Here is a 22,519-nt window from a genome sequence, read left to right on the forward strand (position 1 = left end):
TCTTTGTCGGCATCCAAAATCGATATTCGTCGTAGCATGCGGCAACGCCGCGCGTCCTTGAGTGCCGCTGATCTTCGCCAGGCGGAGGGTGGCCTGCTTCGGCAATTACGAAATTCCCCAATTCTCCGCAAGGCGGGTACCGTTGCTTTATATTGGCCCATGCGCGGGGAAATTGGTGCCCTGCCTATCCTGCAACTGCCCTGGTCGCATCGCCAACGGTTCTTTCTCCCCGTTCTGGCTGGCTTGCACGCGACTGAGCTCCGTTTTGCGCCGTTTTCCGCAGGTACAATCCTCAGCAGAAACCGTCTGGGAATCCCCGAACCCGAGGTGCCGCGTCGTTACTGGAAATCTGCCGCAGAGCTGGACCTGTTGTTGTTGCCGTTGGTCGCTTTCGATACCACTGGCCAACGTCTGGGTATGGGAGGAGGCTTCTATGATCGCAGCCTGGCAGCATTGCGGCATCGCCGTCACTGGCGTCGCCCCCGTCTGGTGGGGGTAGCCCACGCCTTTCAGGAGGTGCGAGAATTGCCGACGGAGCCATGGGATATTCCTCTGGATGCCATTGCCACGGAACGAGAGTACCGGAGTTTTCGACGATGAACGTACGAATTTTCTTTGCGGGCGATGTGATGGGAGCGCCTGGACGCCGTGCCCTGCAGCGAGGGCTCGCCGATCTGCGCGCGGAAAGAGTGTTGGATGCGGTAGTGGTCAATGGCGAAAATGCCGCTGGTGGTGCGGGAATCACGCGCAAGATCCTGGACGAGTTTTTCGCCTGCGGCATCGATGCAGTTACCGCAGGAAATCATGTTTGGGATCAAAAAGAAACGATCAGCTTTATTGTGGAGGAGGCGCGGCTGCTTCGTCCTTATAACGCACCTCCCGGTACGCCGGGTCGCGGGGCGCTGCGGATCGAAAAAAACGGCTGGCGCCTCGGCGTGCTCAACCTCATGGGGCGCTTGTTCATGCATCCGCTCTACGATTGTCCCTTCCGTGCCGCGGACGTCGCCCTGGGCGACGAACTAGCCGGCTGTGATGTGATCCTCGTCGATTTGCACGCGGAGGCCACTAGCGAAAAATATGCCCTTGCCTGGCATCTGGACGGCAGAGTCAGCATGGCGGTCGGTAGCCATACCCATGTTCCTACGGCGGACGAGCGGGTGTTCCCCGGGGGTATGGCTTATCAAAGTGACGCCGGCATGTGCGGTTGTTACGATTCGATCATCGGGGTGGATCGGGAAATTGCCAAGCGCCGATTCATCGACGCCATGCCTGCCAGAGCGCCGGTGGTCGATGGCGTGGCGAGCCTCTGTGGTCTACTGGCAGAAATCGACACCGAGACGGGGAAGGCAGTACAGGTGGAGCGGATTCGTCGGGACTACCCCGCGGATTGAGCTACTGAAGCCCCACTGAGCCAGTCGCTGCAGCGCTGGTCTCCGCCAGCGCCGATCTGTAGATAGGCAGTATCCAGCGGGGGAACAAGCAAAACGCAATCGCACTCGTGCATCCGGCCATCGCGCAGAAAGTGCAGGTGCCGAGGGATTCCTGGAGTCAGTCGATCGATTTGGGACTGCAGAGTCTCGGCCAGGATTTCCTCTCCGTCCAGGGCCAGCAGACGGTCCCCCGGACAAAGACCGGCCTGTTCCGCCGCTCCGCCAGCACGCACGAAGGTCAGTTCGACGCCGATTGCTGCCTTTTTCCAGTTTGCACCGAGATCCGCGCGTCGAACGTCCATCTCCACACCGCCACGGTCCTGCTCGTCGCGGGCAGCACGCCAGTGCAGATCGACCCCCAGAATCTGCAGACATTCTTGCAGGGGTAGGGGCTGCGTTTCGGTAACCCACTGCCGCACTTCGTCGACCCCCGTATTTCCCAAAATAGGCTCGAGGAGGGTAAAAATTTCGCCTTCTGGGAGAGGCCGCTGCCTCTGTCCATAGTCTTGCCAGAGTCGGCGCAGAAACGCGTCGAGGCTGGCGCCACGCTGCCGCAGTCGCGCATCGAGACAGAGGGCGGCAAGGGCGCCCTTGTTGTAATAGCTGATCTCGAAGTTGGCCGCGGATGGATGCGGATGATAGAGCTTGGTCCAGGCGTCGGCACTGGATTCCGCCAGGCTCTGATAGCTTTCCCCGGGACGCCGGGCGAGGCGAGTGATTTCCTGTCCCAGTTCTTCGAGGTATTGTGCCGGAGACCATAGGCCTGCGCGACACAGAAGCAGGCTGTCGTAGTAGGAAGTGATACCCTCGAAGACCCAGAGATCGCGACTGATCATCTCTGTTTCCCAGAAGCTGTCACTCCATGCCGCCGGACGGATACCCTGGACCAGCCAGGAATGAAAATACTCGTGGCTGGCGAGGCCAAGAAACTGACGGTAGCCTTTGGGATCCGTGCCGTCGAGGTCACTACGGTTGCACAACAGTGCAGAGGATGCCTGGTGTTCGAGGCCACCATAGGCGTTTTGCCCACTCATGCACAGAAAATGATAGCGCGAGAAGGGGCTACCGCCCCAGAACTGCTGCTGGTAGGCACAGATTCTGGCAAGATCCTCGCCCAGGCGGAGTAACTCTGGGTTGCCGTGGCCCAACAGAGCGAGGTGATGAGGTAATTCTCCGGCACAGAAGTCCACCCGATGCAGGGGGCCGAAGAGCAAGGGATGATTGCAGAAGCTGCGGTAGTCGGGGGCGCGAAACTCGCCCCAGGACCACGCGCTGTCAGAGATCGCTTCCATGCTGGTGGCCAATTGCCAGTCGGCAGGACCACTGATTTGCAAGATATGTTCTTGCTGCTCCTGACTAAGTACCCGCAGAAATACTGCCGGGCCATTGAAGAACCCGCCCCTGTCATCAAGGTAGGCAGTGCGCACCGATCGGTCAAAGGCATAGACCTGATAGGAAATGGTTACCGGGCCGATACAGGGAGCCAAGCGCCAATGATCCTTGCGGAATTTTTCCACCGGCAATTGCCGTCCGCCTGCCGTTGCCCGCATGCTGACGATGTGGCGGGCGAGATCACGGATAGTATAACTGCCGGGCACCCAGGCGGGCAGGGCAAGAATCTGACCGTCTGGGTCGGGCTCGGCAAGGTGCAGATCTACCTGAATCAGGTGGGCATTTTCTTGCAGACGGATATGGTATTGCAGATTCATGAATGCCTCAGCGCCAGGCGGGCGCCAGTTGGCGAAAGCGTGGATCGGCGGCGTCCTCCATCCATTCATAGAAGATGGATTCGGTGCTGCTGAGGATGACACCGGCATGGCGCAGACGTTCGAGTGCCCACTCGCTCTGCCGGAGCTCGCGACTGGCTACCGCATCGATGGCGACAAGCACCTGCCAGCCCTGGGCCTGCAGGTCGAGGGCCGTTTGCAGCACGCAGATGTGGGTTTCTACTCCCAGCAGGCAGATCTGCCGGCGATCCACCCGGGAACGCAGCGCATTGCGTAAGGCGGGGTTGGCATGACAGGAGAACTCGGTTTTCTCGAACGTCGGACCGAAATCGTGGAGGCTGGGATCGATCGCACCGAGCCCCTTGGGATATTGGGCCGAGAGCAGAATGGGAAGTTCCAAGGCTTTGGCACTATTCAGGAAGCGACGGACGTTGTGCAAGAGGGTTTCCTTGCGTTCGTCCCCCAGCATGGCCAGTAGCTTGTCCTGCAGGTCGATGGCCAGGACGAGGCTGCGTGCTGCCCGAACCCGCATCTTCAGAACTGGAATTTCTTGCTGGCGGGGTGGCGTAGCGCGGGGATGTCCGTTTCAAACAGGTCCTTGCTACCCAGGCTGCCGTCGGCGCCGCGGCGATAGCGGCGCACCTTGCAAAGCGGAGACTCCCCGAGGATGGCCAGCAGGCGCCCGCCGGGGTTTAACTGCTCGAGAAAGGCCTTGGGAAGCTGCGGGAGAGAACCGGTCAGGACGATAACGTCGAAGGAGCCGGATACGGTCCAGCCGCCCGCAGCATCACCCACATGGAGATGAACATTGGTAACGCCCTGCATTTGCAGACGCCCTTCGGCGGCGTGAATGAAATCGGCACGATCATCAACGCTATGGACGATCTTGCCCATACTGGCCAACAGGGCGGTAAAGTAGCCGCTACCGGTGCCAACTTCGAGGATCTGGTCTTGCGGGCGAATTTCCAACTCCTGCAAAACCCGCGCTTCCATCTTTGGTGTCCACATTCGTTCGCCGTGCCCCAAGGGGATTTCAAAGTCGGCGAAGGCGAGCTCCTGCAGCTGCGCAGGCACGAACTGTTCCCGCTTGACGAGTTGCAGAACTTGCAGAACTTCCGGGTCGAGAACATCCCAAGTGCGAATCTGGGTGTCGATCATGGTTTGGCGAAGGCTGTCGAAGTGCATGGGAATCATCCAAAATACCTGCTACATTTAGGCATGCCGCCTAGGGCAAGTCAATTTTTCCGGGAGTCGATCATTGGAAAGTCGGGCGCACGCTTTGATTGCCTTGGTCTTCGTTGTCGTGTTGGGGGTAGCACTCGCGGTGGCCGGACTCTGGATGCACCATTCGGCGCCGGTCGGCAAGCTTTACAATGTCATCTCCCCGTACAGTGTGACGGGTCTTACGGTGCAAGCGCCGGTGCGTTTCAAAGGCGTGCGCGTGGGCGAGGTGAAGTCCATTGGTTTCGATCCCCGCAATCCGCGTATGGTGCAGGTGCAGGTCAGTATCGACGCCAATACTCCGATCACCAAAGCGACCTTTGCCGAGCTGGCACCGCAGGGGGTGACGGGACTGAGCTATTTGTCGCTCAACGATGCCGGCACGGATTTTTCTCCGCTAGCGCATGCGCCAGGACAGGCTCCCGACATTCCGATGCATCCGAGTTTCATTCAGGTGCTGTCCCGCAGTGGCGAATCCTTGGTCAAGCAGGGCAATGAATTGGCTTTTCGCATGAACGACCTCCTCGATGAGGAGAACCGCAAGCACTTTACGGCGACCTTGCGGCACTTGGACCAAGCCAGCGCTGAGCTGGCCGAGCTGGAGGCCGCTTTACAGCCAGCTCTGCGGGAGTTGCCGTCGACCATCGCCGCGACACGTTCGACCATGCAGTCCAGTCAGCAACTCGTGCGTCACCTGGATGATCTGGCACTTGCCGCCAAGGCACCTCTGCAACAGCTCAACGGCACCAGTGTTGCCTTGCACCAGTTGGCGAGTTCCGGTCAGCAGAGTGTCGCCGTCCTCAATGATCAGACGCTCCCGCAGCTCAATGCCCTGACGCAGAGTCTACTGCAAAGCAGTCAGGACCTGGGCAACCTGAGTCGTGAATTGCGGCAAAACCCGCAATCCCTCTTGTATGGGCGTGGAGCACCGCCGCCCGGACCGGGACAGTCGGGCTTTGCTGGGGGGAATCCATGAAGGGAAAGGCAAATTTCTGGCGCGTTCTCGTGGGTACTGCACTGGCGTCGGCAAGCTTGGCCCTGGCGGCCTGTGCCAGTGCGCCGGCGTGGCAGCAGCCGTATGCCTTGACCGCTGCGCCGGATACGCAGCCCGCGGGGCAACACCAGGCCGGCGTGTTGCGTCTGGAAGCCGTCACGGCGCCGAGCTGGCTGGCGGGCGAGGAGTACCTCTACCGCTTGCGCTATGCCAATCCCCAGGCCCTGCGGCCGTACAACGATGCGCGCTGGGCGGCGGCGCCGGGCCAGATGCTGACCGTGTTACTGAGCCAACGTCTGCGACAGCAGGGCGACTGGCGCGCCGTCCTGGGGCCGACGCAGGCGGGCCGTCCGGTCTTGCTACTGCAATTGGGGCTGCAAGATTTTACGGTGCACTATAGCAATGCCACGGCGGGCGCGGCGCAGATCTCCTGTACCGCGACCCTGCTGGCCGCCCAGGGCTATCGCGTTCTGGCGCAGAAAAGCTTTGCCGTCCAGGCGCCCTTGCCGAGTGCTGGACCCGCTGCGGGTGCCACTGCCATGAACCGGGCCGCTCAGGAGCTGGTGGCGGAGATCGGCGACTGGGCGGCGCAACACAGTCTCGCCGCAGACTAAGCGGCTGCAGGAGCCTTGACCACCAGTACCGGACAGTGCGCGTGATGGACCACGGCACTGGCCACAGAACCCAATAGTAGGCGACCAATCGCCCCTTGCTCCTGACTGCCGATGACGATCAGGTCATGAGTCCCTTCCGCCGCGTATTCGCAGATATTCCTGCCAATGCCACCCGCTTTCTCGAGAAGTACACCATGGCTTGGAACGACGGTAGATTTCTGCAGGGCATCCAGTCGTTCCTGCGCCAGCGAACGCAGGCGCTGCATCATCTCCAGAGAACTCGGTAACAGCTCCTCCGGAAGCTGCAGGTCCATGATCTGGGTATCAAGGATGTGCAGCAAGGTGAGCTCGGCCTGATGCAGGCGCGCCTCCTCGCCTGCGTGCGCAAGGACCGTGCCGGCCATGCCGCTGAAATCGACGGCGACAAGGATTTTGTGATAGCTCATCTGGGTTCTCCTTGCAGGATGCTCAGCACCTCTGCTTCGCTGATCAGGTGATTTTCACTGTCGCGGCGGCCGCGATATTCCCACAGATTCTGCGCCAGAGTCTTTTCGCTGATGACCAAGCGATGGGGCAGGCCAATCAGGTCCATGGTAGCAAACTGTACCCCCGGACGTTCGTCGCGGTCATCGAGGAAGACCTGCAGTCCTTTTGCCTCGAGCCGCGCCATCATCGCTTCGGCGGCCGCCAGCACTGTCGGCGATTTCTTGGCCTGGATGGCGACGATGCCAACGTCAAAGGGCGCCATGGTGGCTGGCCAGCAGATGCCACGTTCGTCAAAATTCTGCTCGACAGCGGCAGCGACGATGCGCGATACACCAATGCCATAGCAGCCCATGAGCACGACCTGCTCTTTCCCGGCCTCATTGAGGACGCGCACGCCCAGCTTCTCGCTGTAGCGGGTGCCCAGCTGAAAAACGTGTCCCACCTCAATGCCGCGGCGAATGCCTAGACTACCCGTGGCACAGTGCGGACAGGCATCCCCTACCTGAACGTTACGCAGATCCGCTGCTTGGGGGCGCGGCAGATCGCGTTCCCAATTGAGATGCAGCCAGTGCTGTCCGCCAATGTTGGCGCCCGTACTGAAATTGCGCAGGACGAGAACCCGCTGGTCCGCGACGATGGGCAGGGGGGCCGGCAAGTCCTTGGGGCCGAGAAAGCCAAAGGGCACGCCGAGCAGCTCCCGGGTCTCTTCGGCGCTGGCTAGGCGTAGGGTGTCCGCATCCAGCACACGTGCCGCCTTGATCAGGTTCAGCTCGTCATCTCCCCGCAGCAGAAGCAGCGTGGGTTTGTCATCGGCAAAGACCAGAAGGCTCTTGACCACCTGAGCGGGACTTATGCCGAGCACCTTCGCCTGATCTTCTACCGTGCGAATCCCCGGAGTAGCCCGTTGCTCGGCAGGCAGAAGGGGATCGCTGCTGTCCAGCAGCGGGCGGCTACGGGCCAGCTCCTGATTGGCGGCGTAGTCGCAGGCCGAGCAATGCACGATGGCATCTTCTCCGGAATCCGCCAACACATGGAATTCATGGGAGGCCTTGCCACCGATGGCCCCGGTATCGGCATCGACGGCGCGAAATTCCAAGCCCAGGCGCGTAAAGATGTTGCGGTAGGCGTCGTACATCTCCTGATAGGTGGCCCTCAGGGAATCCTGATCGATGTGAAACGAATAGGCATCTTTCATGATGAACTCGCGTGCACGCATGAGTCCAAAGCGCGGACGAATCTCATCGCGGAACTTTGTCTGCACTTGATACAGGTTCAGCGGTAGTTGTCGATAGGAGCGGATCTCCCGCCGCGCCAGATCGCTGATCACCTCCTCGTGGGTCGGTCCCAGGCAGAAATCACGTTGATGGCGATCTTTCAGGCGCAACAGCTCGGGGCCATAGAGCTCCCAGCGCCCCGACTCCTGCCACAGCTCTGCCGGTTGTACTACCGGCATCAGCACTTCCTGAGCACCAGCGCGTTCCATCTCCTCACGCACTACCCCCTCTACCTTACGTAGTACGCGCAGGCCCAGCGGCAGCCAAGTGTAGAGGCCCGAAGCGAGGCGGCGGATGAAACCGCCGCGCAGCAGCAGCTGATGGCTGATGAGCTCGGCTTCCGCTGGGGTTTCCTTGAGGGTGGGAAGAAAGAATTGACTGGCGCGCATACCCGATCCATGACTACAGAAAGATGGTGCAGTGTAGGCAAAGTCAGGGTCACGCAAAAGGGGGAGGGCGCGCTATGGGGTAATCCATGTCCCCGCGCGCCGTGCGTCGGGTAGGTCGCATGATTTCGCTGCTGCGCCGTGGAGCGCGCCGGTGATCACGCGGCAGCAGTTTTTTGGCGGGTGTATATCAGCGAAATTTACTTTCTTCTATGGCGTAATCGGCGAGTTTTTTTTGCAATTTTTTGTCCATTTATTTGTATGTATTTATCTCAAATTAGATTTTTCTACAATATTTGAACTTTGTCTTATTTGATGGGTCATAATTTTTGTCTTGCAACGGAAAAAGGAGAAGATGAGGAATGAGTAATAACCCTATTATTGCCATCAATCAGTCAAAAGTTGCCAATCGTCCGGAAAGCTATCAGACGATGATGAAAGTTGGGCCGAAAGTTTGCATTACCACGGCATCCCACCCCGGATTCCTGGGCTTTGAACAATTGCTGCAAACGGGAATCCATCCCATGGCGGGGCGCTACGGCGGCGGTGCTATCGATATGCACGAGACGCTCAATCCTATTGGCATGTTTCAGTACACCGTATGGAAAGACGTAAAATCCCACGAAGAAATGCATCATGATAATTTCAAGGAAATTTATGAGCTTTGCGGTGATTGTCTGGACATGGTGATCGAGGGGCCGTGGGAGCCATACTATGAAATCGTCCGTTCGGATTTGCCACCGATCATTGCCATGACCGATGTTCCCGCTGCCTTGGGCGGAGCCTTTGCCAAGCAAGAGGCTGTTCCCAAGGTAGCGCTGGCTGCCAAACGGGCCATTGCGATTGGTGACCATTGGGTCATGGATGGGCATGAAACGGCGTTTGAGGAGGGGGCAGAGCGTACGCTCAGCTGGTTCAAAGAGAACGTCCCCGGAATGATTGGTTGGATGATTCTAAAGCAATTCGGTGTTTCGGCCATTGGTTCCTTCCAGCTCGATCCGCAAGGAATGTTGAAGGCAACCCTGGGAGCCAATCCGCCAAAATATAATACCAATCGCGGCAGCGCGATCCCCAGTACGCCACCAATTCCTGGGCAAACTCCAGTGCAATATCTAGTGCACATGGAGTGGGAATCGCCAGAGGCGGCGCACATGGGCATCGCCCACGCGATGCTCGACTATGAGTGCCGTCAGATTCACAACGATGGTGTATTGGCACACCTCGACAAGGGCCCCTATTACCAGATTTTCGCGCCGATGATGGAGCAAGGGCAGTGGCGGAAAAAGCTGGTAAAATAATGGGGAGATGAGGTAGTTTACCAGACTGGTTCGCCCCTCTTCTGGGCGGATCAGTCGTTGATGGATGTAGTGCCACGGATTGGTGATGAGAAAGAAGTCGGTTTTCGGAGCGTTCGCTCTTTTTCTGCTGTATGCAACGCTACGGAATTTGCGAGACTTTTTGTGAAAAGAAAAGCCGACTGCAAACCGACAGCAATGCCCTACGCGGTGGTCATGGCCACCGGCGGAACGGCAAGCGTAGCAGCAGCGGCTAATTATTGGCTGCTGGCCGCAACCTTGCTCACCTTGGCCTGCCTGCCTGCAGGCAGTGTACATCCCATTAGCTTGGTTTTGGCTCCGGCGTCGATTCCTGTCGATGCCACAGATCCCCCACTTTGCCGGCAGGTCAGCTGATCAGTACGTCGGCGCCCACACCATTCCCCTTGGCTTGGCGGTAGTAAGCTCGGGGATGGCTTTTTTTGCGCATGTGGAAGGCATGACTGCATTGCTGGGCTTGGCAGAATTCCTGCTCGCTCTCAGTTGGCTGCTGGTACTTCTTTGCGCCGCACCATTCTTCCTGGCTGTATACCGCTTCGGGATTTCGCTGGAACGGGTGAGTGGTGCATGGTTTCTGGTGCCGGCAGCGATCTTGGGAGCCGGTGTTGCTACTGGAGATGTCCTCGCATCGACGCAAAGCGATTGGAACCTTGTCGTCGTTGCCGGTGCCCTACTGGGTGGGATTCTATATGTTGCCATCGCGTTCCTGGCAGCCCTGCGCATCCGTCGCTTTCGCTTGCATGGCGTACCGCAGGCCCCCTGGTGGATCGCCATGGGCTGTGCCGGATTCGCCGCCCTGGCTCTGGGGCATGCGTGGGCCTGGCAGGATTTGACCCCTGTGGCACACCATGCGCTCGCCATGCTGATGCTACTGGCGGAAATTCTCGCCATCGTTCTGTTCTTTCCAATAGCCTTTCGCAGCGCCATTTTTCTGTTCCGTGACTGCGCCTTCCGCAATCCTGTTGCCTGGCCTCCCACGTTCTCCACATCGGTATTCGCGCTGAGTTGCCTGCAGTCGGCATCCATCCTTTCGATCCCCGCGTTCCACTGCTTGGGGATTGTGGCTGGATCTTTCGCGTTACTCTTCTGGTTTGCCAGTATTTTCTGGGAGCTATGGCGCAGAGTCACAGCGGGCTATTTCGCCAAGGAGATACGTTGACTGTCGATTGGCACAAAAATTCGATTTTTCTAGTGCGCTGGGTTCTGTCCCGTGCTGTTGCGCCAAGCCAGCCAGAGCAGGGGAATGGCCCACAAAGCGGAGAACTGATAAATCTGGTTGAGAGACAATAAGGATTGCAGTGGCCCCAGTCCGGTCGAGCCAATGCCCTCACCCACCATCAATGCCCCCACCAGTAGCCCTGCCATTTGTGTTCCCTCCTCGCCATGACGGGCAACCCCAAACGCCATGCTATAGGGGTAATAGACGCCACAGGCTATTCCCGCCAAGGTAAAGAACAAGAGCAGAGATTCGCCGCTTTGCAACTGCGGAATGATCAGAAAGCAGGCAGCCATTCCCAAGGGTACGGCACGATAGACCCAGCGTCGCGAAAGCCAGCGGTCGGGAATGGATCCGAGGACAAAGCGCGCGACGGTCTCGCCGCCCCAGAACAGGGACAGGGCTGCAGCACCCGTTGCCCGCGGCAAATGATGATCGACGCTGACCAGAATATTCGCCCAACTGCCAAAGCTACCCTCGCAGATGGCGTAGATGAGGACTGCGGCAGCAAAGGGGATCATGGACTTTTTCCAGGCGCGCAAGCCACCGATCTCTTGCCCCTGTTGTTCTTCCTGGGCCTGGGGCAGGAGCAAGACCAGCAGCCAGAGCAGGAGGATGACCGCGGGCCACAGTACCCAGGTCAGCCAGCTGGAGGACAGATGCAGGAGCATGGGAGAAACTGCCGTGGCGCCGCCAATCACGGCATTCAGGAGGGTGACGGCCGCCGTGGCGCTACCGGCAAAGATCAGGGTAGAAGCTCGGTTGATGGCAGCGTTGGTCAGACCAAAACCGACGCCAAGAAGCAGTGTTTCGGCGAGCAGCAGAAAAACTACGGAACCATGCCCGCTGAAGTAGGCAAGGACCAGCAGTCCCATGGCGATCGTGTTGCTCAAGATGCCAATGCGAAAGAGTCCATGCGCACCGAGGCGCCTATGGATGCTCCCGGCGGCGAGAGCGGCGATGACGGCACCAATGATCTCCGGAAAATACAACATGCCATAGGTACTATTGCTCATGTTGTACGGCGCGCTGCGCAGGATACTCCCCAGCGCCGGGATCAGGACGAAGGCCGAACCCTGCAGAAACCCCGCCGCAAATACCGCTGTCGTGCCCTTTTTCACTCAGCTGCTCCGCAGTCGTTCGCGCAGAACGCTGGCTACGCGGATGGCGTTGGCCATGATGGTGAGAGAGGGGTTCACCGCGCTGATGGAAGGCATGAAGCTCGCATCAACCACATATAAATTGTCGAGATCATGGGCCTTGCAGTTACGATCGAGAACACTCGTCTGCGGATCATCGCCAAAGCGGCAGGTTCCCACCTGGTGGGCGGTAGCGGAGATATCCATGGACTGAAAGAACACCAGGGAAAAGCCGATCTTCTGCAGAATGTCTTGCCATTTTGCGCAGAGGCGACGATGGCTCTCACGATTTTTGGGTTGCCAATGCAGCTGGATGCCGCCGCGTTCATCCAGGGTGACGCGGTTTTCGGGGCTTGGCAGATCCTCTGTCGTCAGCCACCAGTCGACAGAATGACTGGCCGCCCAGGCGGTCATGGGAATTGGCCAGCGCGGACGTTGCGCATGCAGAAGGGCTGGTGTCACCTTACCAAGGCCCTGGATATGGCCAAGGGGATAGGGGTAATCGGGATCGCCAGAGTCTTCGTAAAAATCATTCAGGGCCAGGGTTTTTTGAAAGATACTGCGGTTCTCGCGGGTGATCTTGATCGCCATGCAGGCGCTGTTGAGGTGACACATATAGTTGCGTCCAACCTGATCACTACGGTTGGCGATGCCGTTGGGAAAAGTCTCGCTGCGGGAGGCCAGGAGCAGGGCAGCGCTATTGACCGCACCCGCCGCCAGGACTACGAGACGGGCATGGTAGCGGTGCTGATCGGTCTCCACCCCGGATACCCGTCTGCCGTCCTCTGCAAGAAGGATCCTGCGTACTCGCTCGTTGCGAAGCAGGGTGACATTGGCGTGTTGCAGAGCCGGTCGTACCCCACAGAGCTCGGCGTCGCCCTTGGCATGAACGAGACAGGGAAAGCCGTCACAGGCGGGACAGCGCACACAAGGACTCTGCGCAGGGTCGTCTTCCAAGCGGTGCAACGCCAGCGGTAGGGGGAAAGGATGATATCCTTGGGCGCGTAAGGCCGTATCGACCAGCGCTACGTCTTCCTCGTGGGGCATGGGGGGAAATGGATAGGGGCCACGGGGTCCCTCGGTAGGGTCGCTCCCGGCCGCGCCATGGGCGAAGTACCAGTGCTCGGCAGTATCGTAATGAGGCGCCAGATCTTCGTACCGAATGGGCCACGCCGGTGTCACCCCGTCGACATGGCGACGCTCCTGGAAATCCGTGGGACGCCGCCGCAGGATGGCCGCGCCGTAAAATTTGGTATTACCACCCACGTGGTAGCCCGTCACCGGATGGAAAGGCTGGCCGTTGCCATCCCCCCAGGTTTCTTCGGTATGGTAGCGGTAACTTGCAAAGACCGTTTGTGGGTCCCAGTTGCCCCATTCGCGCGGCAGGTAATCACCACGCTCGAGAATCAGGATGCGCAAACCGCTGTCGGCCAGGGCGCGAGCGAGGGTACCGCCACCAGCGCCGCTGCCGACGATGAGGACGTCGGCGTCCATGGGTTCAGCCGCCGTGGCGAAAATCGGGATAGATCAGCATGCCGCCATCCACGGCGAGGGTGGTGCCGGTGATGTAACTGGCCAGATCGCTCGCCAGAAAGGCCACGACTGCGGCAACCTCTTCGGGTTTGCCCAAGCGACCCATGGAGATTTTTTTGTCGAGGTCTTTGAGGGATTCTGGATCGTCCCAGACCGACTGATTGATAGGGGTCTTGATGGCGCCGGGGGCGAGGGCGACCACCCGAATGCCCTTGTCGGCAGTTTCCTGGGCCAGGGTCTTGGTGAACATCGACAGGCCCGCCTTGGCACTGGTATAGGCGCTGTAGCCCTCCCAGGGAATGAATTCATGTACCGAGGTGACGTTGACAATCACGCCGTGTTTTTTCTTCTCCATTCGGGAGATGGCGGCGCGGGCACAGTAATAGGGACCCAGCAAATCCACCGCGATGACTTTTTCCCATGCCTGCGGGTCGTCGTCCCCTACCAGGGCATGGGGGCCATCCATCCCCGCATTGTTGATCAGGATATCCAAGCCGCCAAACGCGCGTTCGACGTTGCTCAGGAGCTGTTCCACTGCCTCCGGGTCGGAAATATCGGCGGCAAAGGCCCGAGCCTTGCCCCCCGCTTTCTCGATGTTGCGTACCACGGCTTCGGCCTCTTCCTGTCCTTTGCGGTAGTGCACCGCCACCTCTGCCCCGGCCGCAGCTAGGGTCTCGCTCATGGCACGCCCCAATCCGCCGCTGCCCCCCGTCACCAAGGCCGTTCTACCGGCCAGGTCGATACTGATCATGTCGCACCTCCAATAATCTGCACGGAAAAGTCTTCTCCTTGCCAACTCTGGCTGTCTGGCCAATACAAGGCGAACTGTAGGCTCCGCCCGGGGCGTAATTTGCGGGTAGGCAGGCAGGCCAGGTATCCCAGACCCCAGTCTTCGGCATCGAGATCCTGTACCTTCTGCCAGCCATCGATGCCCCAGTGAATTTGGAAGGGCGCGGCCAGGAGAATTCGCAGCTCTTGCCCGGCCAGCAATTCGCGTGGCCGATGGCGCAGGCGCCAGATGCGGTAGTCCAGTTCCGGCTTTTTGCCCGCGTAACGTTTCCAGGTCTGCGCTGGACGATCCACGGCATGCCCTTTGATCGTGCTGTGGCAGAGCTTGAGAAACTCGCCGTGGGTCCAGCACAGGGGCATGGCGGAGCCGCTGGGCTTACCGGGAAACAGCCCCTTTTCGGGGATCGGATCACTTTCCCAGATCTGTTCCGGTAACAGACCGCCCGCGCCGGTCATGGCCGCCATGGCGCGCAGGTAGGGCAGCGGATCTTCCCCGGCAGCGAGGGCATAATGGCCGCGCTCGCCGGTGAGCAGCGGCCAGCCGCGCCCGATGCCGGTACCGTCGAAAGGGCTGCCGTCGCGGTGCTCGCCGTAGCCATCGCCGTTGTAGCGGTGCCAGACCGGACCGCTGGGGGTGTCGCTCTTGAGCAGGCCATCCATGACCTTGACCGAATCCTGAATATGCGGATCGTCGGCGGCACGTAAACCATAGCGCACCAATTGTAAGAAGTCCGTTGCCACCTGTTCGTCGGCGGACCAGTGCGGATCCTGAGCGCGGTTCTTGATCAGTAGCCATTCATCCTTGGCCCCGTCCTGAGTGAGGACGTCGGCTGGAGCCATGCGCATGAAGTACCCCGATACCTGAAAACGCCGGGCGAGATCGGTACCACGCGCAAAGGTCCATTCTTCCAGATGGACATTCCAATAGTCTGCGAGCATCAGGGCGCACGCCGCCGCCTTGCCTTCCAGAAAGGACGCCCCCTCGACCAGTGCAGCGATGGCGACGGCGAGGGTAAATGCATTGATGCCACCATCTTCTTCCCAGCGATCCTGGCCGGTAACCGGCCCTTCGCAGACGATGAATTGCAGGGCGCGCTGGATCATGTCGGTGACCGCCATGTCTTGCAAGGCCTCGCGTTCCCGAAGCAGACTGGCGAGCAACACGGGGAAGCCGGCCTCATCGAGCTGAATCCCTTGCCAGAAGGGTTTGCCGCCTAGCCACTGATTCTGCAGCCAATGCCCGTCGGCCTGCTGGGTGCTGATCAGGTAGGCCAATACCTGGCGAGCCTCGCCCAGGGCACCGATGGCTACCAAAGCGCCGGCACTTTCCACCAGATCGCGAGACCAGACCAAGTGATACCCGCCGCGGCTGTCGCTGGCCTCGCCCCAGGGCACGGAAAGACTCGCCACACGGGCACCGGGGAAGGTGTGATCCTCGTGTACTTTGAGGACATTGACCGAGCGGGCATAAAGGGTATGCAGATCCTCGGGAATCTTACGAGCGAAGCTGCGCGGTAGGGGATGCTGACGATGCCAGTTGCGCCAGGCCGTCTGATATTCCTCGGCAATTTGCGCGAAGCCACAGACGAGCGAGGCCCAGGCATTGGTGGCGGCCGCTTCTTTACTGCTGCCGAGACCTAGCGCCAGATGCCCCTGGCGTGGCAATTCACCGGATAATGCCACCTCGCCGGGCCCGGCGCTGTCGTATTCCCAAAGCATACGACCATTCTGATGGAAGTCCTGCCAGAGATCGCTCGCGCCGACCTCACCCACGGAGCGACGGAAATAGCCCGGTAACCCCTCTTGGTTCTGGCAGAGCAGGGCCAGGCCAAAGGGGCCCTGTTCGGCCCAAAGCAACTCACGACCCTCCCAGCTGCCACACCAAGCTTGATTTTGGGTGGCGTCCCCTCCCAGGCGGGCGGCACAGAGCAGATACGGGCGGAGTTTCTCGTCACCTTCCAGGGAGTATTCCAGCAGCAGGACGTCGCGACGTGGATCGGGACAGATGCGCAGGGAGAAGGTGAAGCGTTCATGATGGTGGGTGATTCGGGGTAGTGGAATTTGCGGATCTTCGAGTTGAAATTCGTCGTTGGCCAGGGTTTTGATCTCCACCCAAAAGCCTTGATCGTCGGCAATGATGAAGCCCAGATCGCGAATCTGCGGGATATCGATGCGGGGGTAGAAAACCTCCGTCAGGATTCCCCGCCCTACGGTAAACCACACGCGGCTGTTATTGGGAGCAACGCCAACGCAACTTTTCTGGGCAGTGGCCCAGACGGGGTGGCGCCAGCTGGGCGATGGTGCATGAGACATCGGCTACACTCCTTCCCGGGTAACGTTGCATACAAGTATAGGGTACGAAGATGGAAATCGCCTTGACAAAGAAGCGCCCGGCTACCGACAATCGCCAGAATTTGCGCGGTTCATAGGATTCGCGCCATAGCGGGAGAGAGCACAGAATGGATTTTGCTGGCGTAAAAGAGCTCGTCCAGGCCGACATGCTGGCAGTGAACCGTGTCATCCAGGAACAGTTGCAATCTGGCGTGCCCACCATCCCTGCCATGGGGGCCTATCTCGTCAATGCCGGCGGTAAGCGTCTACGCCCGATAATCCTTCTGCTTGCGGCGCGTCTGGGAGGAGATCGCAGTGACCGACCCATTCCCCTGGCAGCGGTCGTGGAGTTCATTCACACCGCCACCCTGTTGCACGACGATGTGGTGGATGGTTCCGAATTGCGGCGCAGCAATGCCACCGCCAATCAGATCTGGGGCAATGCCGCGGCGATTCTTGTCGGCGATTTTCTCTATGCCCGCTCCTTCGAGATGATGGTCAAGGATGGCGACATGCGGATCATGGCAACCATGGCCGAGGCCACCAGTGTCATCGCGCAAGGCGAGGTGGCGCAGCTGGAAAACGCCAACGATGCCGACCTCGATCCCGAGAGTTACTATGCCGTAATCGCCGCCAAGACCGCCAAGCTTTTTGAGGCCGCCGCGCGTCTGGCAGCCATTGTCAATCGGGTGTCCGTCGAGCAGGAAAATGCCCTGGCCGAATATGGTCGACTCCTGGGAACGGCTTTCCAGCTCATGGATGATGCCTTGGACTATGAGGCCGCTGCCGAACGCATGGGCAAAAATCGCGGTGACGATCTGGCCGATGGCAAGGCCACCTTGCCTTTCATCCATGCCATGCGTGAGGCGAGCCCGGCGGAACAGGCCATACTTCGTGCAGCTCTGGCCGATGAAACGCGTCAGCATCTCCCCCAGGTGCTCGAAATCATTGCCAAGACCGACGCCATTGCATACACTTTGCGCTCTGCTGAAAAAATCGCCCGTCAGGCACACGATTGCCTGCAGGATTTTCCAGAGTGTTCCGAGAAGGAAGCTCTGCAGTTTTTGGCAGATTTTGCGGTCCATCGTGACCACTAACGCATCGGGGCGTGGCTCAGCCTGGTAGAGCGCCGCCTTCGGGAGGCGGATGTCGGAGGTTCGAATCCTCTCGCCCCGACCAACAACAGCGCCTGCTTGCATAGCAGGCGTTTTTTCTATAGGGGAGACCGCCGGTCGGATGTGGAAATATCTCATCCTGATTGCCATTGCTGCCTATGGCGTGTGGCGCTGGCGCCGGGCAAGGCATCTGCAGCCAGGACAGCCAGAGATGCAGGATCTGCAGCAATGCCGCCGCTGTGCGCGCTATTTTCCGCCGCGATCAGCTATCCCCTGTAACGATCCGCTCTGCCCGCGCAAGCCATGAGCCGGGAACCCAGTTCGCGCTTTCGGGCTCTTCCCGGCTGGCGTGCCGGTCTCCTGATTTTGCTCATCCTTGGCGGCCTGGCCCTGGTGTTGGGCCGCGATACCGAATTACAGTTCCTGCAAAAACACCTGCTACGCGGGCAGGGTGAGATGCGCTATGTGCAGGAGCGTCCCCTGCCTGCCCAGCGCGGCATCATTTATGCCGCCAACGGCCAGGCCCTGGCGGTCAATGTCCCGGCCGTCACCATCTGGGCCGATCCGCGAATCTTTCAGCACTACCGCAAAGAGTGGCCAGCCGTCGCCCAGGCACTGCAGATTCCGGAAAGTGATCTGGAAGCCCGCCTCCAGCGGGGGTCGGCGCAGTTTGTCTATCTGCTGCGCCAAGTGCATCCGCAGCTCGGCCAGGAATTGGAAAAGCTGCATGTACCTGGTATCTACGTCGAAAAAACCAGCCGCAGCTACTATCCTCTGGGCTCGGTAACCACTCCGCTGCTCGGTCTGGTGCATCTGGATCACCATGGTGCGGCGGGACTGGAACGCGGTTTTGACAGTTGGTTGCAGGGTAAGCCCGGGCGGGAAAAGGTACTGGTGGATGGCAAGGGTGACATCCTGCGGGTGTTACAGACGCAGCCGGCGCAGAACGGCCATGACCTGCACCTCACCATTCAGCCGCAGATCCAGTACTGGGCCTATATGACCTTGCGCGCCGCCCAGAAGCACTTTGGCGCGGAGAACGGTTCGGCGGTGGTCATGAATGTGCACACTGGCCAGATTCTCGCCATGGTCAGCGTGCCGTCCTGCAATCCGAATATGCAAAATGGCTGTGCCAGTCCTGACGACTACGTGAACAATGCAGTGCATCAGGCCTTTGAGCCGGGGTCGGTGATGAAACCCTTTGTCGTCGCTGCCGCACTGGCTACTGGCAGCATTCAGCCGGACGAAAGCTTCAACGTATCGCATTGCCTGCCGATTGGGGGTTTCTGTTTGCGTGACGATGTGGTCCACCAGGAACTCGATGTGGCTCACATTCTCAAATATTCGAGTGACATTGGCGCGGCCAAGATCGCCTTGCGCACCGCACCGGACGCTATCTACGACATGTACCGCAAGGCCGGCTTTGGGCAGGACCCTGACCTGGGCTTCGACGGGGGTACCAGTGGGGTCCTGCCGCCGCCCAACACCTGGGACAAGGCGCGCCATGCGACCATCGCCCTGGGCTACGGCGTATCGGTGACGACCCTGCAGCTGGCCGAGGGCTATGCCGCCATCGCCAATGGCGGCGTACATGTGCAACCGGTCCTGATTGACCGACAACCCGCCCGTCGCGATCGCATCATGGCAGAGGGGATCGCCAGGCACTTGCGCCACTGGCTGGAGGGTGTCTGTAGCGCCAATGGCACCGGTATTCTCGCCGCCATTCCCGGCTACGCGGTGGGGGGCAAGACGGGTACCGCTAACCTCGCCAACGGCAAGGATGGTTTCCAGAAGAACAAGACCAATGCTACCTTTGTCGGTTTTGCCCCCGGTTTTGCGCCCGATCTGGTGATGGCGGTATCCTTGCGCGGCAGCACGCGGTATTGGAACTTTGGTGGTGTGGAGTCGGCACCGGTGTTTCGCGTGACCATGCACCACGCCTTGCAGCAACTGGGAATCGCACCGCGTTGGTGTGGTACGCACCCTTGCACCTCGGCCACTAACCAGATTACGCAGGCGCAGGCAGAGATCTGGGCGGAAGGAGGCGGAAATTGAGACAAAGCATGGATAGGGTAGACCGTTGGGTGGCAGGCATCCTGGCCGGTGGCGTGGCGCTGATTCTGCTCGGGATTCTGCTCGTCGCTCTCTTCGCCCGCGTGCCGCTCTCGCACCTCGAAATCAACGCCCAAGGCGCGCAAATTCTGCGGCAGGCTGGAGTCCTGGTGCAGGCTGCGCCGGACTGGCCGGGTGCCTATCGCGTCAAACCCTTGGCCAGCAACGCCGCCTTTTCATCAATCGCAACCCTGTATTTTTCCTCGGGCAAAAGTGTCCGATTGCCGCGTCATGATGTGTTGCTATGGGTCTATCGCGGTTGATGCCCATCCTGCGCGGCCTGGCGCAAGTCGTGCTGGTGCTCCTCGCCGTGCTGCTGGGGCTACTGGTGGACGTGTTGTTGTTGATCCCCGGACTGCTACTGGCGTACCTCATTACCGGAACCCCTTGGCAGTGGGATGGTTGGGTCCCCAGTCCCCAGCAGATCCCTACGCCATGGCTGGCGATGGGGCTTGCTGTCCTCGCCACGCTGGTCCCCGCTGCTGTCGATTATCTGTTGATTCGAATGTTGCGACTGCCCTGATTACCCGGTATTACTGAGTCCTGCTTCCTTGGCCTCCAGCGCCTCCCAGCGCGTATAAGTAGCCTCCAGCTCGGCGTTGATGCGCGCCGCTTCCGCCTGCAGGGCTATGGCTTTTTCGCTGCTCTGATAGGTCTCGGGCTGGCCCAGTAGTTCGGCGAGACTCGCCTGCTCTTGCTCCAGGGCCTCGATCCGTGCCGGCAACTCGTCCAGTTCCTTGCGCTCGCGCATGCTGAGAGATTTTGGACGCCGTGCTGCTCGCTGCGGCTTAGTGCCCTCTTGGCCCTTGACCTTTTCGGCGTCGCTCGGGATAGCTTGTGTTGCCTGCCAGGCGAGAAATTCCTGATGCCCGCCAGCGGTGTTCAGCCAGCGACCCTCGCCCAGGCTGACGATGCTCTGGGTGACTACATGATCGAGAAAATCCCGGTCGTGAGAGACCAACAGAACCGTGCCAGGAAAGGCCAATAGACGATCCTCCAGAACCTCCAGACTTTCCAGATCGAGGTCGTTGGTCGGTTCGTCCAGGACCAGGATGTTGGCAGGTCTGGCAAAGAGGCGGGCGAGAAGCAGGCGCGCCCGTTCCCCGCCGGAAAGGCCCTTGACCAGACCACGGGCACGATCTGGCGCAAAGAGAAAGTCCTGCAGATAACCGAGTACATGTCGACGCTCACCATCGATATCGATGAAATCATTGCCATCGGCAATTACGTCGACGACCCGGGTCTCCGGGTCGAGCTGCTCGCGCAACTGATCAAAGTACGCGATGGATTGTCGCGTGCCGAGACGGACACTGCCACTGTCCGGTTGCAGCTCCCCCAGGATCAGGCGCAGGAGGGTGGTTTTGCCGGCGCCATTGGGGCCGATGATTCCCACCCGGTCACCGCGTTCGATGCGGGTGGAAAAGCCGCGCAAAATCTGCTGCTGGCCAAACCGTAGAGAAACCCCCTCGAGCTCGGCGACGAGATTGCCCGAGCGTTCGGATTGCTGGATATGAATCTGTGCTTCACCGATCCGGCCGCGCCGGCGCTTGCGCTCCTCGCGCAGTTGTTCAAGTCGGCGCAGCCGACCCTGGTTGCGTTTGGCACGAGCCTTGACGCCCTGCCGCAGCCACGCCTCTTCACTGGCCAGTTGTTGTTCGAGGCGGCCGAGATCCGCCTCTTCGGCGGCGAGCAGCTCCTCTTTGCGCTGCTGATAGACGGAAAATTGGCCGGGGAAGCTGCGCAGCTTGCCGCGGTCGAGTTCAATGATGCGAGTAGACAGAGACTCCAGAAAACGACGGTCGTGGGTCACGAAAAACAGCGTGCCGCGATAGCGCAACAGGGTTTTTTCCAGAGCCTCGATACCCGCCAGATCCATGTGATTGGTGGGCTCGTCTAAAAACAGTAGTTCTGCCCCGTGAATCAGGGTGCTGGCAATGACCAAGCGTTTTTTCTGCCCGCCGGACAGGCCGTTGATTTGCCGCTCGCGCGGCAGATCCAGGCTGTCGCAGAGCGCCTCGGCTCGCGCCGTGAGGGTCCATCGCTCTGGCGCGTCGTCGTGAAGGGCCTCACCGCTGGCGCTATCTTGGGGGCTGGCCAGTAGGTACGCAAAAACGGTCTGCTGCTCCGGAAGCTCGGGCTCCTGCGGCAAAAACGCGCGTCGCAGGGCAGGGTCAATCCACAAAGTGCCGCCGTCCAGCAGATATTGCCCGGCGAGTGCCGCAAGCAAGGTAGACTTGCCTTCACCATTGCGGCCAATCAGACCGATGCGCTCGCCAGCTTCGGCGCGCAGATCGGCGTGATCCAGTAGTACCCTGCCGCCCCACTCGATGAGGGCATCATGCAACTCCAGAACGGGCAAGACGTTACCCTCCCTTTAACCAGATGAGCAGCTAAGCTTAGGGGAGGGCAGTGTTGCCCGACAAGAGCCGGGCGCTGATCAGCTTACCAGGCGCAGAGTCGCTGGGTACCGGTAGGCTTCACCACTACTCGTCTTTACCGCCGCCAGAATACAGAACACCAGGTTGACAATGAGGAGAAGCGGAAAAATAAACAGACCAATCAATAAAGAGCTGAGGATGGTGGCAATCACGTAGCCAATCAGCATGGTGATCTGGAAGTTCAAGGCTTCTTTGAGTTGCCCCAGCAGCCAAATGTTGGCCTCCTGCTTTTTCAGTAGGTAGACAATGAGCGAGGGAAGAAAACCAAAGAGAATGCCACCCGCATGAACGAGCGTGGCAATATTGCGATCTTCGTTAGAATTTTCTGGTACAACAGTAGTAGATTCCGACATGTGACGCTCCCTTGTGTAATTTCTCGA

Annotated in this window: 23 protein-coding genes and 1 tRNA gene; 13 read left to right on the forward strand and 11 right to left on the reverse strand. The window is 59.8% G+C overall.

From position 1 onward, the window contains the following. Positions 1-3 precede the first annotated feature (3 nt). Together ACQAYK_RS02705 and ACQAYK_RS02710 are read left to right on the forward strand one after the other, a co-directional pair. Positions 4-600, forward strand: coding sequence for a 5-formyltetrahydrofolate cyclo-ligase (locus ACQAYK_RS02705; protein WP_226826993.1), 597 nt, complete (start codon positions 4-6; stop codon positions 598-600). Next, the gene (locus tag ACQAYK_RS02710) at positions 597-1,391 is read left to right on the forward strand and encodes a TIGR00282 family metallophosphoesterase (RefSeq protein ID WP_215870885.1); all 795 of its coding nucleotides are present in this window, start codon (positions 597-599) and stop codon (positions 1,389-1,391) included. Before ACQAYK_RS02705 ends, ACQAYK_RS02710 begins: the two co-directional genes overlap by 4 nt. Here the strand turns inward: ACQAYK_RS02710 and ACQAYK_RS02715 are convergent. Genes ACQAYK_RS02715 through ACQAYK_RS02725 form a run of 3 tightly spaced genes read right to left on the reverse strand, consistent with a single transcriptional unit; the run spans position 1,376 to position 4,351 of the window. Continuing rightward, a complete protein-coding gene (locus ACQAYK_RS02715; RefSeq protein ID WP_215870886.1) occupies positions 1,376-3,139 on the reverse strand; it encodes a M61 family metallopeptidase in 1,764 nt (587 codons plus the stop codon). The genes ACQAYK_RS02710 and ACQAYK_RS02715 overlap by 16 nt on opposite strands. Positions 3,140-3,146: 7 nt before the next feature. Further along, positions 3,147-3,689, reverse strand: a complete 543-nt coding sequence (locus ACQAYK_RS02720) for an isochorismatase family protein (protein ID WP_215870887.1) — start codon at positions 3,687-3,689, stop codon at positions 3,147-3,149. 2 nt (positions 3,690-3,691) lie between these two features. Continuing rightward, positions 3,692-4,351: a protein-L-isoaspartate O-methyltransferase family protein gene (locus tag ACQAYK_RS02725; protein WP_483167793.1), complete on the reverse strand. Its 660-nt coding sequence runs from the start codon at positions 4,349-4,351 to the stop codon at positions 3,692-3,694. 64 nt (positions 4,352-4,415) lie between these two features. On the opposite strand from ACQAYK_RS02725, the gene ACQAYK_RS02730 reads away from it, so the two are divergent. Together ACQAYK_RS02730 and ACQAYK_RS02735 are read left to right on the forward strand one after the other, a co-directional pair. Beyond that, the gene (locus ACQAYK_RS02730) at positions 4,416-5,354 is read left to right on the forward strand and encodes an MlaD family protein (protein WP_483167794.1); all 939 of its coding nucleotides are present in this window, start codon (positions 4,416-4,418) and stop codon (positions 5,352-5,354) included. Next, positions 5,351-5,986 (forward strand): ABC-type transport auxiliary lipoprotein family protein, encoded by a 636-nt coding sequence (locus tag ACQAYK_RS02735; protein WP_483167795.1) that lies wholly within the window; start codon positions 5,351-5,353, stop codon positions 5,984-5,986. The genes ACQAYK_RS02730 and ACQAYK_RS02735 overlap by 4 nt, the downstream gene beginning before the upstream one ends. Here ACQAYK_RS02735 and ACQAYK_RS02740 read toward each other — a convergent pair. Both ACQAYK_RS02740 and ACQAYK_RS02745 read right to left on the reverse strand, forming a co-directional pair. Next, a complete protein-coding gene (locus ACQAYK_RS02740; RefSeq protein WP_215870890.1) occupies positions 5,983-6,432 on the reverse strand; it encodes a universal stress protein in 450 nt (149 codons plus the stop codon). The two genes, ACQAYK_RS02735 and ACQAYK_RS02740, sit on opposite strands and share 4 nt — an antisense overlap. Further along, a complete protein-coding gene (locus ACQAYK_RS02745; RefSeq protein ID WP_215870891.1) occupies positions 6,429-8,135 on the reverse strand; it encodes a proline--tRNA ligase in 1,707 nt (568 codons plus the stop codon). The genes ACQAYK_RS02740 and ACQAYK_RS02745 overlap by 4 nt, the downstream gene beginning before the upstream one ends. Before the next feature lie 359 nt (positions 8,136-8,494). Here ACQAYK_RS02745 and ACQAYK_RS02750 point away from each other — a divergent pair, with 359 nt between their 5' ends. The 3 genes from ACQAYK_RS02750 to ACQAYK_RS02760 are packed head-to-tail and all read left to right on the forward strand — an operon-like array spanning position 8,495 to position 10,625. Beyond that, a complete protein-coding gene (locus ACQAYK_RS02750) occupies positions 8,495-9,430 on the forward strand; it encodes a sulfur oxygenase reductase family protein (RefSeq protein ID WP_215870892.1) in 936 nt (311 codons plus the stop codon). A gap of 57 nt (positions 9,431-9,487) precedes the next feature. Beyond that, positions 9,488-9,823, forward strand: a complete 336-nt coding sequence (locus ACQAYK_RS02755) for a hypothetical protein (protein WP_483167796.1) — start codon at positions 9,488-9,490, stop codon at positions 9,821-9,823. Further along, entirely contained in the window at positions 9,786-10,625 is an 840-nt protein-coding gene (locus tag ACQAYK_RS02760; protein WP_483167797.1) for an SLAC1 family transporter, read from the forward strand. The genes ACQAYK_RS02755 and ACQAYK_RS02760 overlap by 38 nt, the downstream gene beginning before the upstream one ends. Before the next feature lie 29 nt (positions 10,626-10,654). Here the strand turns inward: ACQAYK_RS02760 and ACQAYK_RS02765 are convergent, their stop codons facing one another. From ACQAYK_RS02765 to ACQAYK_RS02780, 4 genes are read right to left on the reverse strand one after another with little or no spacing between them, the layout of a single operon-like run. After that, positions 10,655-11,803: an MFS transporter gene (locus ACQAYK_RS02765; RefSeq protein ID WP_215870894.1), complete on the reverse strand. Its 1,149-nt coding sequence runs from the start codon at positions 11,801-11,803 to the stop codon at positions 10,655-10,657. Next, a complete protein-coding gene (locus tag ACQAYK_RS02770) occupies positions 11,804-13,315 on the reverse strand; it encodes a GMC family oxidoreductase (RefSeq protein WP_215870895.1) in 1,512 nt (503 codons plus the stop codon). A gap of 4 nt (positions 13,316-13,319) precedes the next feature. Beyond that, positions 13,320-14,105 carry a 3-oxoacyl-ACP reductase FabG gene (fabG, locus tag ACQAYK_RS02775; protein WP_215870896.1) on the reverse strand — a complete coding sequence of 262 codons (786 nt, stop codon included), beginning with the start codon at positions 14,103-14,105 and terminating at the stop codon, positions 13,320-13,322. Further along, positions 14,102-16,456 (reverse strand): glycoside hydrolase family 15 protein, encoded by a 2,355-nt coding sequence (locus tag ACQAYK_RS02780; RefSeq protein ID WP_215870897.1) that lies wholly within the window; start codon positions 16,454-16,456, stop codon positions 14,102-14,104. Before ACQAYK_RS02780 ends, fabG begins: the two co-directional genes overlap by 4 nt. Before the next feature lie 146 nt (positions 16,457-16,602). Here ACQAYK_RS02780 and ACQAYK_RS02785 point away from each other — a divergent pair, with 146 nt between their 5' ends. From ACQAYK_RS02785 to ACQAYK_RS02810, 6 genes are all read left to right on the forward strand, one after another. Then, positions 16,603-17,571: a polyprenyl synthetase family protein gene (locus ACQAYK_RS02785; protein WP_215870898.1), complete on the forward strand. Its 969-nt coding sequence runs from the start codon at positions 16,603-16,605 to the stop codon at positions 17,569-17,571. 5 nt (positions 17,572-17,576) lie between these two features. Further along, positions 17,577-17,653, forward strand: a tRNA-Pro gene (locus ACQAYK_RS02790). A gap of 57 nt (positions 17,654-17,710) precedes the next feature. Then, entirely contained in the window at positions 17,711-17,896 is a 186-nt protein-coding gene (locus tag ACQAYK_RS02795; protein ID WP_215870899.1) for a hypothetical protein, read from the forward strand. Then, the gene (locus tag ACQAYK_RS02800; protein WP_215870900.1) at positions 17,893-19,644 is read left to right on the forward strand and encodes a peptidoglycan D,D-transpeptidase FtsI family protein; all 1,752 of its coding nucleotides are present in this window, start codon (positions 17,893-17,895) and stop codon (positions 19,642-19,644) included. Before ACQAYK_RS02795 ends, ACQAYK_RS02800 begins: the two co-directional genes overlap by 4 nt. Before the next feature lie 8 nt (positions 19,645-19,652). After that, on the forward strand, positions 19,653-19,964 hold the full coding sequence (locus tag ACQAYK_RS02805) for a hypothetical protein (RefSeq protein WP_215870901.1): 312 nt from the start codon (positions 19,653-19,655) through the stop codon (positions 19,962-19,964). Further along, entirely contained in the window at positions 19,946-20,224 is a 279-nt protein-coding gene (locus ACQAYK_RS02810) for a hypothetical protein (RefSeq protein ID WP_215870902.1), read from the forward strand. Before ACQAYK_RS02805 ends, ACQAYK_RS02810 begins: the two co-directional genes overlap by 19 nt. Here the strand turns inward: ACQAYK_RS02810 and ACQAYK_RS02815 are convergent, their stop codons facing one another. Together ACQAYK_RS02815 and ACQAYK_RS02820 are read right to left on the reverse strand one after the other, a co-directional pair. Beyond that, entirely contained in the window at positions 20,225-22,060 is a 1,836-nt protein-coding gene (locus ACQAYK_RS02815; protein ID WP_215870903.1) for an ABC-F family ATP-binding cassette domain-containing protein, read from the reverse strand. 78 nt (positions 22,061-22,138) lie between these two features. Further along, the gene (locus tag ACQAYK_RS02820; protein ID WP_215870904.1) at positions 22,139-22,492 is read right to left on the reverse strand and encodes a DUF4870 domain-containing protein; all 354 of its coding nucleotides are present in this window, start codon (positions 22,490-22,492) and stop codon (positions 22,139-22,141) included. Between the last annotated feature and the right edge of the window lie 27 nt (positions 22,493-22,519).

The organism is Acidithiobacillus sp. AC3 (genome assembly GCF_050261095.1).
GTDB classification, from domain to species: domain Bacteria; phylum Pseudomonadota; class Gammaproteobacteria; order Acidithiobacillales; family Acidithiobacillaceae; genus Igneacidithiobacillus; species Igneacidithiobacillus copahuensis.

Excerpts from the sequence above, each read along its gene's own strand:
- ACQAYK_RS02710 (WP_215870885.1), top strand. The coding sequence starts at position 597 with ATGAACGTACGAATTTTCTTTGCGGGCGATGTGATGGGAGCGCCTGGA.
- ACQAYK_RS02715 (WP_215870886.1), bottom strand. The coding sequence starts at position 3,139 with ATGAATCTGCAATACCATATCCGTCTGCAAGAAAATGCCCACCTGATT.
- ACQAYK_RS02720 (WP_215870887.1), bottom strand. The coding sequence starts at position 3,689 with ATGCGGGTTCGGGCAGCACGCAGCCTCGTCCTGGCCATCGACCTGCAG.
- ACQAYK_RS02725 (WP_483167793.1), bottom strand. The coding sequence starts at position 4,351 with ATGATTCCCATGCACTTCGACAGCCTTCGCCAAACCATGATCGACACC.
- ACQAYK_RS02735 (WP_483167795.1), top strand. The coding sequence starts at position 5,351 with ATGAAGGGAAAGGCAAATTTCTGGCGCGTTCTCGTGGGTACTGCACTG.
- ACQAYK_RS02740 (WP_215870890.1), bottom strand. The coding sequence starts at position 6,432 with ATGAGCTATCACAAAATCCTTGTCGCCGTCGATTTCAGCGGCATGGCC.
- ACQAYK_RS02745 (WP_215870891.1), bottom strand. The coding sequence starts at position 8,135 with ATGCGCGCCAGTCAATTCTTTCTTCCCACCCTCAAGGAAACCCCAGCG.
- ACQAYK_RS02750 (WP_215870892.1), top strand. The coding sequence starts at position 8,495 with ATGAGTAATAACCCTATTATTGCCATCAATCAGTCAAAAGTTGCCAAT.
- ACQAYK_RS02760 (WP_483167797.1), top strand. The coding sequence starts at position 9,786 with ATGCCACAGATCCCCCACTTTGCCGGCAGGTCAGCTGATCAGTACGTC.
- ACQAYK_RS02770 (WP_215870895.1), bottom strand. The coding sequence starts at position 13,315 with ATGGACGCCGACGTCCTCATCGTCGGCAGCGGCGCTGGTGGCGGTACC.
- fabG (WP_215870896.1), bottom strand. The coding sequence starts at position 14,105 with ATGATCAGTATCGACCTGGCCGGTAGAACGGCCTTGGTGACGGGGGGC.
- ACQAYK_RS02780 (WP_215870897.1), bottom strand. The coding sequence starts at position 16,456 with ATGTCTCATGCACCATCGCCCAGCTGGCGCCACCCCGTCTGGGCCACT.
- ACQAYK_RS02785 (WP_215870898.1), top strand. The coding sequence starts at position 16,603 with ATGGATTTTGCTGGCGTAAAAGAGCTCGTCCAGGCCGACATGCTGGCA.
- ACQAYK_RS02795 (WP_215870899.1), top strand. The coding sequence starts at position 17,711 with ATGTGGAAATATCTCATCCTGATTGCCATTGCTGCCTATGGCGTGTGG.
- ACQAYK_RS02800 (WP_215870900.1), top strand. The coding sequence starts at position 17,893 with ATGAGCCGGGAACCCAGTTCGCGCTTTCGGGCTCTTCCCGGCTGGCGT.
- ACQAYK_RS02805 (WP_215870901.1), top strand. The coding sequence starts at position 19,653 with ATGGATAGGGTAGACCGTTGGGTGGCAGGCATCCTGGCCGGTGGCGTG.
- ACQAYK_RS02810 (WP_215870902.1), top strand. The coding sequence starts at position 19,946 with ATGGGTCTATCGCGGTTGATGCCCATCCTGCGCGGCCTGGCGCAAGTC.
- ACQAYK_RS02820 (WP_215870904.1), bottom strand. The coding sequence starts at position 22,492 with ATGTCGGAATCTACTACTGTTGTACCAGAAAATTCTAACGAAGATCGC.